Raw genomic sequence first — 12,745 nt, forward strand, 5'->3', positions numbered from 1 at the left:
GGCCTGTCAGTTGGGCGAGGCAATGATGGATTTGTGCAGAAAGTACTGATCGATCAGATAATGATTCAGCGGTGACGCCGGTTCATATTCAACCAGATATTCCCGTTCACCCGATGGCCGTCCGGTATTTTCACGCACCACACTGATGTAGCAATAGGCGACTTTTGAGCGACCACCGAGTGACTTCTTTGGCCTCGAAGTCATTCTGGCCTTGTAGCGCACATCATGATCCAGATCGATATGGCCAGACATGCGAATGTATTGGTGGTTGATGTCGCTGATCTGGCCACTAAACAGGGTTTCAGAACCGTCGTAGCTCTGGATTTCTACTCGTGCACCATTGGTATTAATACGCGGCTGGCTGCGACGCTCTTGCTGCCCCTTGATCAGCTGATTAGCAATTTTTTCCTTCCAGAAATAGTTAACAGAACCTAATACCAGGCGGCGTAACAATGCCCAGGCAGCAAACAGCCCAAAGCCCAGCTGGCTGCGCGAAGCACTGGTAACGTATTGGCGGTCAATTCGCGCCCGCATGGTTTTGGGCGCACTGTGCGGAGTACACAGCTGTGAGAACCCCACAACGCCGGGGGCCGTACGAAACCGGTCTTCGTAGTTCGGAATATCCTTGCATTGCTTGACGTACACTTCGTAGCGCTCTGGCCTTGGACCAATGAACTGCATGTCACCACGGGCGATATTCCACAATTGCGGCAGCTCATCCAGCCGGGTATCGCGCATAAATTGCGCCGCCGGACGAATCTGGTCGTGCTTGTGGTTAAACAACTCACCACCGATTTTCTGCTGGGCGTTTAATGGCAAGGTGCGGAACTTGATGATATTAAACGGCTTTTTCTGATAGCCAAGCCGCTCACCAACGTAAAAGACCGGCCGACCGGAAGTCAGCCAAACCATCAGGTAAAGGCAAAGAAACAATGGGGAAGCAAGAATCAACAGGAACAGTGCGAGCAATCGTTCTACTACGGGTACTTTCATAGCTCAGTCTCTGAGGCTCCGTAATGGGAATGGCTACCAGCGACTCTGGCTTTCCATCTTGTCACCAATTGGCAACTGCATTCCCCGTCAATTTTTTTGAGATCTACATCTCAAATACTAAACAACAACGCCAGTTTTTGCCTGGCCTCAGCAAACCCAATTACGGGCCGCATCAAGATTAATGGGTACTTTTATCCGGTACCGAAAAAAGATAGACGACGCCCGTATAGTTATTGATATCTTCAGGTCGCTTGAACCTGTGATCAAAAAACTCCAGCAGGAAGCCAATGGTCACACCCATTAACAGCCCCAGAATCAGACTGATGGGGAGAATTCGCCCGGCTTTGGGGAAAATCGACTGGTTGGAGGCATAAGCCCGCTCCAGAATGGATACCGAGAACAAACGATCCGATTCGGTTTCACTGCGAATCTTGGCTTCCCGGTAACGGGTCGCGAACGTTTTGTAGGAATCCTCAATAACACCATGTTCACGATCGAGCCGTTCAGCATCGAGCATCTTCTGATATAACTCGGCATTCTTGCGCTCCACCCCGGCCATTTGCTCTTTGGCTGCCAGGATCTGATCTTCCACACCACGCAGTTCACTGCGTTCTTTCTCAATGTGGCTCTGTACTTCCTTGCGATACACCTTGTAAAGACGATCCAGGGTTTCTGTCTCACGAACGACCTGTGGGTTTTGTTCGGTATAAACACGTAGTTTGGCTTCCTTCTCGATCAGCAAGTCCTGCACCTTTTTCGAAAAGTCACCCAGCTCCAGGCTGTCGATCGCTGTAAACAGGTTGATACCGTCGCGCTTCATGCTGTCTTCGAGGTAATCGACATAATGGGTTTTGGCTATCCGCTGCGATTCCAGATTGGTCATATCCTTCTCCAGATCTGCCAGCAGCTCAATATTGCGCTTGATCAGGTTGCTAAGCGCCTGGGCATTGGTGCCACCAGACACCTCCACCATTTGATCTTCCAACGTGTTTAGACTGTCGTGGAAAGACTTCAGCTGGGTTTCAAAGAAAGCAACTTCCTCTTCCGGATTGAAAACGCTCTGACGTCGCTTGAGGTATTCCTCAAACACTGCCGACAATAAATAGGTCGCGATTTCCGGGCTGTTCCAGGTCAGGTTAACGCGAATAATGGTCGAGCGAGGTACCAGACTGGTCGTCATGTTCTTCTGAATGTTGCTGGCCATGCGGCTCATCATCTCGATATCGTTGATATCGATATCCAGCTTGCCTTCCGCCTGTACCCGATGAATGGCGCCCAGCACCACATCCAGTGACTGGATAATTTCCATGTCAGAAAACAGGTCAGCCTCAGAGATTGGGCCGACTTCCGCCCGCACGTCCGTCAGCGTTTCCTGCGATTGCAATAACTGGCTGCCTTTCAGAATAACCGCGCCTTTGGCCTGATAACTGCGAGGCGCGAACAGCACAATCAGGGTACCGATGACCACCGCCGCCAGAACCACCCCGAGAATCACCCTTTTCTGGATGAAAAAGATGATCGCAAACTCCTTGATATAGTCCTGGGTTTTCATAGTGAAATAGCCATCTCTGACACTGAATGTGGTTTACGGAATGTCATAGTTGATCCCCAGCCCAAGGCCCTGGAAGAAGGTGATATCAGCAATTTCGCTCATCAGCTGAGCAAAGCTGGACACCTTGCTACGCGGCACCAGCACAATATCTTCCGGCTGCAAATAGAAGCTGGTCGCATGAGCACCGTATTGAGCCATATCCTTGATATTAAAACGGTGCGCATCCAGCCGATCGCCATTACGACGGAACACCACCAGGTTTTCGGTCTGACCTTCCTGGGTGTAGCCGCCAGCCATCGCGATCGCCTGCAAAATATTCACTGGTCGGTTGATGTCGTAGGCACCCGGGTCCTTGACCTCACCCATCACATAGATGTTGGTACCAGTCTGCTCATGCAGGAACAGGTTGGCCTTCAAACCCGGCATATAACGCTCATAAGCCTCGATAATATCGGTCGACACCTGGGCAATGGTGCGCTTGGCAACGTAGAACTCACCGATCATGGGGAACGAGGCATAACCATCCTGCCGCACGGTGACCAGTTTACTCAGACCACGACCCGCAGTACGCAAGTCGGTACGGATCTGCTCAACCCGAGCATTGATATTGCGAATTTCAACCACCACTTCCGGATAGCGCAAATAGCGGGCGTAGGCTTTTTCAAGCTCGTTTTTAAGCTCTTCCGAGGTTTTGCCAATGACCGGATAAGAACCAAAATACGGCAACGAAATCGTACCATCCGGCAACACGTCCTGGCTGATATCCAGCTCGGACGCGCCAAGGAATTTAATATCCAGCGAGTGGTACAGGTTGATCTCGAAACGGGCATCCTGCAGACGTCGTTCAAGGTTATACACCACGTCGAGAATATCGCCCGGGGCGATGTAATAGTGGTCGAACAACGGGTAGTCATTGGCCATATTCAGGGTTGCAATCTTGGCAGATGGCACCCCTAAGGTATGATCAATAATATCTGTTTTGTCAGCTTCACTGTCTGATCCCATAGGCGCGCCGAAGCAACCTGCCAGCAGCAACGAAGCCAACAGGCAGACAAACAGGACACGACAGTTTGAGTAGATATTCTTCATGTTGTAACTTCCGACGCCCCTGACTCAGCCCGACAACCAGTCGTAAATACGACGGGGGATATAAAACTTTCTGCGGTTCATGGAAATCCCGACCAGCTTACCGCCAGAGTTGGTGATTTTTTCCTCCGCGCTTTGTGCCACTTCCCAACGGGTCTGTTCGCACGACACTACCATCACCATGCCATCAAAGGCGGACGCCATTCGGGTCGCTTCGGAAGATGAAAACACCGATGAACCATCCACCACGATATAGCGGTAATAAGGCTTGAGTAGCTCCAGCAACTCTTTCATGGCCCGATTACTGATATGCGCCCCAACCGGTAAACGTCCGGCCGGAATGTACTCGAGGCTTTTATAGCGAGTCGGGTGTAACACCATTTCAACCGGAACATGGCCAGTAATGATGTCAGCCAGTCCTGGCCCCTGAGCAGCAAAATACCGTTGCAGCCCCGGGTTATTAACATTGGAGTCGATCAGCAAGACCTTCTCACCATGGCTGGCCAAACCATAAGCGGCGTACAAGGCTGAGATGCTTTTACCATCACCATCAAAACAACTGGTGAAATAAAGGGTCTTCAGGTCTTTTCCGGCACTCGAAAGGTTACCTTCGATCATGCCCAGTTCTCGCAAGCTGCGGGTCAACTGACGTTCCACCTTGCTCGAGAAACCCAGCATCTGGCCCCTGGCCACCAGCTTTTTCAAAAACGGTTTGGCTTCTTTCGAAGGGTTCTGCTGTTTTGGTGGCTGTGGTTCTTCTACAGCAGCAGAAGTCGGAGCTGTAATTTCAGGCTGCACAACCGCTGCCTGCGGAGGGACAAATGCTGCCGCAACCGGTATTTCCGCAGCTGGCGTTGGTTGTGACTGAACGTCCCTCCCTGGCCGATTGGCATGCAGACGATAACGATCACTGTAGGACAGACCGTTATCTATCGGTGGAGCAACTGTCGCGCCAGAGCCATTGCGCAACTGACGGAATTGTTCAGCATATGCTCTGGATGAAGGAGCGTCAGACATGAGCGCAGCTCCAGTTCAGCCTAATGATATATCTAGCCCGCGACATTGGTATCCCTCAATACGACGGCAGCAAAAATAGCAATCAACAACAGCACGACCGCACCCCGAAACAGCCAGGATGTCCAGCGGGACTCCGCAGGTTTGGGTGGTGCAATCTCCTTGTCAGTATCATGGTGAGCAACATGACTGCCCCCAAAGCCCGTGGACTGGGAATTCTGCTGCATATGTCCCATCGGCACAGAGCCTGGCTGATGAAACGGATTTCCTGTTGCTGCAGACATATTGCCGCTACCAGCGTGGTAACCGCTGGCAGTATTCAGTGGTGGCATGCCGCTGTTCATGCCGCCATGTCGATTAGGTTCAAACGGCGACTGCTGCCCAGCACCGGACTGTCCCATAAACCCCTGCCCGGACTCTGAATGAATCCGGATAGAAGGGCCCACGCCGCTTTCGTTCGCCAGGGACTCAGGCGGAATAGCTGCCGGAGTCTGAACCTGTGGATGAACAACGGCTGCCGGACTCAGGGGGGCTGCAGTTACCGATGCAGTCACAGCCGGTGCAGGGGCTGGAAGCACAGTAGACGGCTCTTCAGTGGCCTCTGGCTTGGTATCTTTTAGCTCCCATCCCAATGCCAACAGGGATTCATTAACCAAATCAACATCAATATCTTCTATGCCTCTCGACGCACCAATTTGCAAACACATATCGCAAAGATTATTCGTCTTCCGCAAAATTCCGTCAGTTGCAGACACAATGCGTTGAATGGCATCGTCGGTGAAAAACGGTGATCCTTTGGCTCCCGCGTGAATCAAGCGAAAATAGATATATTCCTTGGTATCTTCGAAATCCAGACCGGTAACATCAAAACGTCGTTTGATACGCTGATCCAGAGGCTCCATATCAACCGCTTTCAGCCGGGTAACAAATGCCGGACTACCAAACAGAAATAGCCGAATGGAATACTTGCCATCCTGCGTATAGTTGGACAACAACCGAATTTTATTAAGGGTTTTGGAATTGTGTTCCTGTACATCATCAACAATGATAAGCAGCTTGGTATCCGGACTTTTATCCAGATATTTATAAATCGCACGATGCAGATCATCTTCTTCGCTGGCGGCCGCAACACCCTTGATTTTCAGAGCACTACAAATTCCCCACAGCACTTCCTGATAGCTTTGCATCGGTGTAGAGACATATACATATGGATGATCATCCTGTTTCAGCTGTTCAACCAGCTTCAGGCACAATACTGTCTTACCGACGCCATAGTTACCGGTAACAAGAATCGCAGGTTCTTCTGAGTTGATGGCGGTCCGCAGAAACTCCCAGGCCCTGGCATGCGTACTGGAGTCAAAAAAGATCTTGGCCGAAGGCTTGTTCAGAAACGGCTCATTGTTGATCAGATGATATGTATTGTACACGGTTGCTCCTCGGGCTCCGCTTGGCACCAGATTACTCTAACTGATCAGCTTGTCAGATCAGTTGCCAGAGCCTCTCGCTGCCTTGCCTACAGTACTGGGCAATTTTGTTAAATTATAGCGTCCCTGTGGCTGGTCCATGACCTTATTTTATGCCACAGGTGCTTAACTCACCCTTAAGAATTTAAATGGTAAATACAACGGGGTCGACCAGATACCGGTGAGACGGTAAATTCTCCAGACCAAAAACACCTTGTATACAAAAGTACTGACAAGTGTGCCCCAGGCTGCTCCCATTGCTCCATATGACGGAATCAAAATCAAACATAATCCGAGATTTATCAGCAACCCCATAGCCATACCCCGTGCGGCCTCTCCCGCATGATTGGTCATCGCCAGCATTTGGGTTACTGCTCCCATCGAAGCATCTATCAAATGAGCACCAGCCAATATCGTCAAGGCTGGAGCTACCGATATAAATTCCGGGCCAAACATTGCCAATAACCATTCGCCGGCAAAAATCATTATCAGAGCCACCGGAATGGTGACGATAAAAATAATTGCAGCGACCAGGGTCATTTTTTTCTGCAACTTGTCCATTTCACCAGCCTCGTAGTGGCGGGCAATCATGGGCTCAATGATCAAATTTGCGACCGCATGCGCCAATGTAATAATTTCAGCAATACGAAAGGCTGCATGAAATTTACTCGACTCAGCAGTGTCATCCAACACCCCCAACAACAGGATGCCAATACGACTGTCAGCAACCAACAGCCAGCCGGTCAGCATCAGTGGGAACAACTCCCGCAACCAGTCGCGGGTTCGATATTCCGTGGGCCCGGCAGGAAGCTGGCTATCGATATAGCGCCAGGTCATGTGCCGATACACGAAAGCTGCCAACAAAGCTGCCAATACTTGCATCGCCATCGCCCACCCCGCGGTAAATTCCTGCCGCAGAATCAACCAGGCAATGCCTATAAAAACCAACAGAAACAAGGGTCGCAACAACAACTTGGGAATTTGTCCGGCAACCAGTCGACCTGCGCCACGCAACATGCCATCACGAATGCGGTTTATCCCCAGAAACACAGGCAGGATTGCACCACTGAGGCAGAGCCAGAAAGCCTGATCACCAAGGTCTTGCTTCATCAACAGCGCAACCAATGACAAGACCAGGCCACCAACCAAAGCCCCGACCAACGAAAACAGCCACAGCCGAGAAAAGAGGCCTTTTACCAGCGCAACAGATCCAGAAGCCAAATAAAGTGAACTATGTCTCACTGCAAGTGTGCGCAAACCGATAAACTGAGGTTCTGACAGCAGTCCAACCAGAGTAAAAACGAACACGTAGTGGCCATATTCCTCCACTCCCAGTGTCCTTGCCAAAACGACAGACACAGCAAACATAGCCCCAAGATTAAAGAGCTTGAGACCCAAAGTGTTGATGCCGCCAAGAATTTGCTTGCGCGAAATTACAGCCATTCACTCTCCATCCATTAGAGTGAGTCGAGTTTACGTTGACGAATAATATCCATCACTCCCGCCAGGGTACCCTTCAGCCTTTGCCATTCCTTTTTCCTGAAAGTCAGTAGAACCCGGGTTGCTGCATATAACACATACCCGAGCACAGCGTACCAGAAAAAAAACCAGTCGAGCGGTGAACGCTTAACGCTTTCGACAAAGAAGTAATAGCGCGATAAAACAAAGGCGCGTCCTTTGATAAAGCGATTGAAATTCTTCTTGGGTGCCGGGTAATGACACAATCGAGCTGCTGGGTTCACCAACAAACGATACCGTTTGGAAACCCGGTAACTGAATTCCTTGTCCTCACCTTGCCCGTAGCCACTGGCACTGCGATATCGATTCGAGAACTGGTAATGCTCGAATACTTCCCGTTTGAAGGAGGACACCCCTCCTAACAGGAAATCAACTGGCTCGACTTTACTAATAGGAAAACCGGTGCGTCCATAGTCCGTTGCAAAGCCCGACCTCAGAACGCGTCCTTCCCGCCATCCAGAGATTCCAAAAAGAATGAAGGGAATGCGTTCAAACACCCGTTCAAAAACTGACAGACTTTCATTATCAATAATGCCGCCCACACCACCCAGCTGACCGTCCTGATCATACTCCCGATAGACGCGGATCAGTTCTTCAATGTAGTTATCAAATAACACCACATCGTCTTCCAGAAAAACCAGCAGCTCACCACGGGCAATTTCAGCAGCCTTGTTGCGAGACTCGGTCACCCCGGGGATACTTTTCTGAAAGTAAACACATTCAATTCCCCTGGCTTCCAGGCGCTCACGCATTGGAAAACCACCAAGATCTCCGTCATCAATCAAAATGACTTCATCAGGCAATAGAGTCTGACGCAAGATCGACTCAAGGCACTTGTTCAGATCTACCGGCCGGTGATAAGTCGGAATGATCGCACTGATTTCCATAGTCATGATTACATCCGTTCCTTAACAACCTGTCAGGCTCTGATCACCTGCTATCTGGCGAGTACCGCACGATTTGAAGACCAGGCTGATGGCAATGCAACAGCCGCTATTCAACAACAAGAAACTCAACTCGTCGGTTACGTGCCTGGCCTTCTTTCGAATCATTCGAGTCAATCGGTGAAAACTCCCCCTTGCCTGCGAGCAACAGACGATCAGGAGAGACCCCAACCCCCAACAGATACTGATAGGCCGAACGGGCCCGGCGCCAGGATAGTTCGAGGTTGTAGACGTCCGTTCCCAGGCTGTCAGTGTGACCAACAATAAGGATCCGAACCTCAGGATTGGCGGACATATAGTTGGCAACCTGATCAAGCACGGCATCAGCCGTTGGCTTCAGAACATCGCGGTTAAACTCAAAGTGAACAGCCTGCAGCACTGGCAAACCGGCGACAGAGTTGGCGCAGCCATCACCACCAACAGCCAGTCCATCAGGAGTATTCGGGCACAAATCATCAGAGTCGGCAATTGAGTCGCCATCACTGTCCAGCGTACAACCAGCAAAATCGACCAGCGTGTCTGGAGGAGTGTCCGGGCAGTCATCAACCACATCCAGCACACCATCAGCGTCGCCATCAATAATACAGCCCCACTGGTCAACTACAGCAGGAGGGTAGGTTTCCGGGCAACGATCAATGATATTGGCAACGCCGTCGCGGTCATCGTCCCATGGACAGCCGTTTTCATCGACAGGAACTCCTGGCATTTCGACTTCACACAGATCGATATTGTCAGGAACGCCGTCACTGTCATAGTCCGGAGCACGGCCATCACCTTCGACCCACATACCAATATGCTTGGTGCTACCACACCCAGCCAAACTGGCAAGCATGAAAACTGCGAAAAGGAAACGATGACCAGACACAAAAGAGTTCCTGAAAAGTGAAAACCGAGACTCTGTTTCAAACTGTTACATTATGTATCATGAATATTTTATGATCAATATTAATGATAACAACCTCAATCACAGTAGACGAAACCAGCAAGCAGAGACATTATGAGTCGACTCAAAACCAGTCTAGCAGTTATATCAGCGGCGCAATAAAAAATGACGTTTCTATTCTCAAAAGTTAAAAAGATGTCGTTTGTCATCGGAACTCTTGCAGTGCTATGCACGTCCTGTCTGGACTCAACCCAGCAAGCAGTTGCCGCCAATCTCAACGATACAAACTCAGCACCAGGTCCGGCAAAGCTGCCGGAAAACTACTTATGGATTGATGCAGAACGATTGTCCAGCCTGCCGATGAGCGGCGCTGGCTGGGAGAATCTGTATAAAACGGCACAACAACCAGCAGGCTATCCAAATTTGTCTGATCAGGACGATCCTACCAACGTCATCGTCATGGCTAAAGCGCTGGTATACGCCCGCACCGGTGATGAAAAGCTGCGCCAGGAGGTAATCGCCAGTTGTCTGAGAGCCATTGGCACCGATAAGAAAGGACGCGTGCTGGAAGTCTCCAAGGAGCTAATGGCTTACATCCTGGCTGCTGATCTGGTGAAACTGCCGGATGATGCCAACAGCCGTTTCAAACAATTTCTGATCACAACCCTGATACGGGAATTCCCATCCGGAAAAACCATTCGTTCAACACACGAAGTTCGCCCGAATAACTGGGGGACGTATGCTGGCGCAACCCGCATTGCCATTGCAGGATATCTCGGCGATTCCAAAGAAGTTGCCCGTGCAGCAAAAGTGTTCAAGGGCTGGCTTGGTGATGAATCAATCTATGCAGGCTTCCGCTTCAAAGATGACTCCTGGCAAGCGGACGCCAACCACCCAACAGGTATCAATCCTCCGGGAGCGACCAAATATGGCCACTCTATCGATGGAGTGCTACCCGATGATCAACGCCGGGGAGGCAGCTTCAGCTGGCCACCACCAAAAGAAAACTATGTCTACACGGCTCTTCAGGGAGCAATGGCGCAAGCTGTTTTACTGGATAGAATGGGCTACCCTGTCTGGCAGTGGCAAGACAAGGCATTACTGCGAGCATTTAACTGGTTGTACACCGTGGCAGATTATCCAGCCGTTGGCGATGACACCTGGCTGCCCTTCCTGGTCAATTTCTATTACGACAGTGATTTCCCGGTTGCAGAAACATCGAAACCCGGGAAAAACGCTGGCTGGACAGACTGGACTCATAACCGAATCGCACCTTGAGCAGATTTGGATCTAACATTTGGTAACAAAAAGCAGAGATAATTCACAGAAGTTAGGATAGGCTTTTGAATATCTGAGTCACGCAAGGTGGTTGTTTGCCTGCAAACAGTCACCTGACGTTTTCCGAATTGAATAACCATCAAAGGAGCCGGGTTTGGTTCAAATCGATTCCCGCAAATTGATTTTCTCACGTCGAAGCTATTGGTTTACTCCTCCCCAAGACGTTAGTGGCTGTGATGTGGTTTCTTTTTTTGCCTGCCAGTCTGACGTCACCCCAGCCGGATTCAGCCGCACAGAGTCCCGAACCCTGTTGATCAATTTGCAGCAAGATGAAAGCACACTACTGCAAAACATGAGCAAAAATTGCCGCTACGAGATAAATCGGGCATCCCGTGAAGGGCTGACTACTCAAAAGAACGTGAATCAGCAAGCCTTCTTTGATCTTTACCAGGATTTTGTCAAAGCCAAACAGTTCTCAGGCGATCTCGACATGTATTGGCACTTCGTCGAACAAGGCACCTTGTATACCTGTTATTGGGAAGGAGAATTAATTGGCGGCCTGCTCGCACTTCAGGACGAGCAACACTCTCGCTGGATTTTGAGTGGCTCAAAACGATTGACCACTGATGACAAGACTCTCTCCAAAGTTATTGGCTACGGTAATCGACTGTTGATATGGGAGGCTATCAAAGACGCCAAGGCTAAGGGGTTGGAATTCTTTGATCTCGGCGGGTTTTATGACGGCTGCGATGAAAGCAATCCGGAATATCGCATCGCTCGCTTCAAGAGTGAGTTTGGTGGAGCAGCCGTAAGCCAGTACAAATTCAGCAAAACCTACTCCCCTTTACTCAAGCTGGCCAAGCAACTGAAAAAGAGTCTCTGATGTATGAAGCGCCTGATCAACACCATCACAGGCAGCCTAGCACCTTTTGCAACTGGCCTGAAATCCCGCAAATTGGTGCTCTGCTATCACAGGTTTTCAAGTCCTGGTTATACCGACGCCTTCCCAAGTCCGGTTTCGACGACGCCTGCTGCAGAACTTGAAAAGCAAATCCGTTGGCTTGCCAGCTTTGCGGATTTTGTAACTCTCGATACGTTAGCCAGCAGCAAACATAACCCGCGCTGGCAAATAGCAATCACCATTGATGATGGCTATAAAGATGTACTTGATCTTGGCATGCCACTGTTTGAAAAACACCAGGTGCCAGTTACCTGGTTTATTGCGACCAAAGCCGTGCAGGATCCGAAATGGATTCCCTGGTGGGATTTGTCTGCCTGGCTTGGTAATCAGGGTAAAGGCAAATTAAACCTGAATGATTCGATTCTAAATGGGGAGTTTGACCTGTCCAACAAGACCCAGGTTGGGCATATCTGCTCGACTCTCCGCAAACGGGCACTATCTGATACAAAGCAGGGATTGGATAATTTGGTAGCGAACATCGTTACTCAACTGAATATTCCAGCCAATGCTTTTTGCCGTCCAACAGAACTCAAGGCTGCACAGACCTCTTCATTTCTGCAATTAGCTCCTCATACACATAGCCACCCCAACCTGGCGTTATTAACAGCAGAGCAACAGAGACGGGAGTTTGAAGAGTCCTTCAAACTATTATCCAGCTGGGAGGCATCGCCACAAAATTGGCTGGCCTACCCTTTCGGAAAGGAGTGGGCTCGAAACCAGGAAACACTCAAAATCGTAGAAGAACTGGGTTTCAAAGGAGCCTGCACAACCAACATTGATTACGCATCAGAACAGGGAAATCGCTATACCATTCCCAGAATCAGTATTGATGGCCGCTGGGATTTGCAAACATTTAAGAGCAGAGTGGTTTTTGCTCCGCTGAAAAATCGTTTGAAAAAACGCTTCAACTGAATCTGACCAGGTTGAGAGCTGAAGATTTTCATTCTATAAAAGCTAGAAAACGAAAAAAGCCCCGTCAGCATTAGCTGACGGGGCTTCTGTTTAAGAGCTTGACGATGACCTACTCTCACATGGGGAGACCCCACACTACCA

Annotated in this window: 11 protein-coding genes; 3 read left to right on the forward strand and 8 right to left on the reverse strand. The window is 49.9% G+C overall.

What is annotated here, in order from left to right:
• Window positions 1–6 precede the first annotated feature (6 nt).
• The 8 genes from K6123_RS21310 to K6123_RS21345 all read right to left on the reverse strand — a co-directional run bounded on the left by K6123_RS21310 (window position 7) and on the right by K6123_RS21345 (window position 9,402).
• Entirely contained in the window at window positions 7–993 is a 987-nt protein-coding gene (locus K6123_RS21310) for a sugar transferase (protein ID WP_221801424.1), read from the reverse strand.
• Window positions 994–1,171: 178 nt separating this feature from the next.
• Entirely contained in the window at window positions 1,172–2,545 is a 1,374-nt protein-coding gene (locus K6123_RS21315) for a GumC family protein (RefSeq protein WP_221801426.1), read from the reverse strand.
• A gap of 33 nt (window positions 2,546–2,578) precedes the next feature.
• Window positions 2,579–3,634: a polysaccharide biosynthesis/export family protein gene (locus K6123_RS21320; protein ID WP_221801428.1), complete on the reverse strand. Its 1,056-nt coding sequence runs from the start codon at window positions 3,632–3,634 to the stop codon at window positions 2,579–2,581.
• Window positions 3,635–3,658: 24 nt separating this feature from the next.
• A complete protein-coding gene (locus tag K6123_RS21325; RefSeq protein WP_221801430.1) occupies window positions 3,659–4,648 on the reverse strand; it encodes a CpsD/CapB family tyrosine-protein kinase in 990 nt (329 codons plus the stop codon).
• A 32-nt stretch (window positions 4,649–4,680) separates the two neighbouring features.
• Window positions 4,681–6,072 carry an ExeA family protein gene (locus K6123_RS21330; protein WP_221801433.1) on the reverse strand — a complete coding sequence of 464 codons (1,392 nt, stop codon included), beginning with the start codon at window positions 6,070–6,072 and terminating at the stop codon, window positions 4,681–4,683.
• A gap of 162 nt (window positions 6,073–6,234) precedes the next feature.
• On the reverse strand, window positions 6,235–7,551 hold the full coding sequence (locus tag K6123_RS21335; RefSeq protein ID WP_221801435.1) for an MATE family efflux transporter: 1,317 nt from the start codon (window positions 7,549–7,551) through the stop codon (window positions 6,235–6,237).
• Window positions 7,552–7,565: 14 nt separating this feature from the next.
• Entirely contained in the window at window positions 7,566–8,519 is a 954-nt protein-coding gene (locus tag K6123_RS21340; RefSeq protein ID WP_221801437.1) for a glycosyltransferase family 2 protein, read from the reverse strand.
• A gap of 100 nt (window positions 8,520–8,619) precedes the next feature.
• Window positions 8,620–9,402, reverse strand: coding sequence for an OmpA family protein (locus tag K6123_RS21345; RefSeq protein ID WP_221801439.1), 783 nt, complete (start codon window positions 9,400–9,402; stop codon window positions 8,620–8,622).
• A 246-nt stretch (window positions 9,403–9,648) separates the two neighbouring features.
• On the opposite strand from K6123_RS21345, the gene K6123_RS21350 reads away from it, so the two are divergent.
• The 3 genes from K6123_RS21350 (at window position 9,649) to K6123_RS21360 (ending at window position 12,604) form a co-directional block, all read left to right on the forward strand.
• On the forward strand, window positions 9,649–10,731 hold the full coding sequence (locus K6123_RS21350) for an alginate lyase family protein (protein ID WP_221801441.1): 1,083 nt from the start codon (window positions 9,649–9,651) through the stop codon (window positions 10,729–10,731).
• 154 nt (window positions 10,732–10,885) lie between these two features.
• Window positions 10,886–11,614, forward strand: coding sequence for a GNAT family N-acetyltransferase (locus tag K6123_RS21355; RefSeq protein WP_221801443.1), 729 nt, complete (start codon window positions 10,886–10,888; stop codon window positions 11,612–11,614).
• A 3-nt stretch (window positions 11,615–11,617) separates the two neighbouring features.
• A complete protein-coding gene (locus K6123_RS21360) occupies window positions 11,618–12,604 on the forward strand; it encodes a polysaccharide deacetylase family protein (protein ID WP_221801445.1) in 987 nt (328 codons plus the stop codon).
• Window positions 12,605–12,745 lie beyond the last annotated feature (141 nt).

The organism is Oceanobacter mangrovi (assembly GCF_019740315.1).
Taxonomy (GTDB): domain Bacteria; phylum Pseudomonadota; class Gammaproteobacteria; order Pseudomonadales; family Oceanobacteraceae; genus Oceanobacter; species Oceanobacter mangrovi.

What these genes read in the sequence shown, in the direction of transcription:
- K6123_RS21310 (WP_221801424.1), bottom strand. Translation starts at nt 993, where the DNA reads ATGAAAGTACCCGTAGTAGAACGATTGCTCGCACTGTTCCTGTTGATT.
- K6123_RS21315 (WP_221801426.1), bottom strand. Translation starts at nt 2,545, where the DNA reads ATGAAAACCCAGGACTATATCAAGGAGTTTGCGATCATCTTTTTCATC.
- K6123_RS21320 (WP_221801428.1), bottom strand. Translation starts at nt 3,634, where the DNA reads ATGAAGAATATCTACTCAAACTGTCGTGTCCTGTTTGTCTGCCTGTTG.
- K6123_RS21325 (WP_221801430.1), bottom strand. Translation starts at nt 4,648, where the DNA reads ATGTCTGACGCTCCTTCATCCAGAGCATATGCTGAACAATTCCGTCAG.
- K6123_RS21335 (WP_221801435.1), bottom strand. Translation starts at nt 7,551, where the DNA reads ATGGCTGTAATTTCGCGCAAGCAAATTCTTGGCGGCATCAACACTTTG.
- K6123_RS21340 (WP_221801437.1), bottom strand. Translation starts at nt 8,519, where the DNA reads ATGACTATGGAAATCAGTGCGATCATTCCGACTTATCACCGGCCGGTA.
- K6123_RS21345 (WP_221801439.1), bottom strand. Translation starts at nt 9,402, where the DNA reads ATGCTTGCCAGTTTGGCTGGGTGTGGTAGCACCAAGCATATTGGTATG.
- K6123_RS21350 (WP_221801441.1), top strand. Translation starts at nt 9,649, where the DNA reads ATGTCGTTTGTCATCGGAACTCTTGCAGTGCTATGCACGTCCTGTCTG.
- K6123_RS21360 (WP_221801445.1), top strand. Translation starts at nt 11,618, where the DNA reads ATGAAGCGCCTGATCAACACCATCACAGGCAGCCTAGCACCTTTTGCA.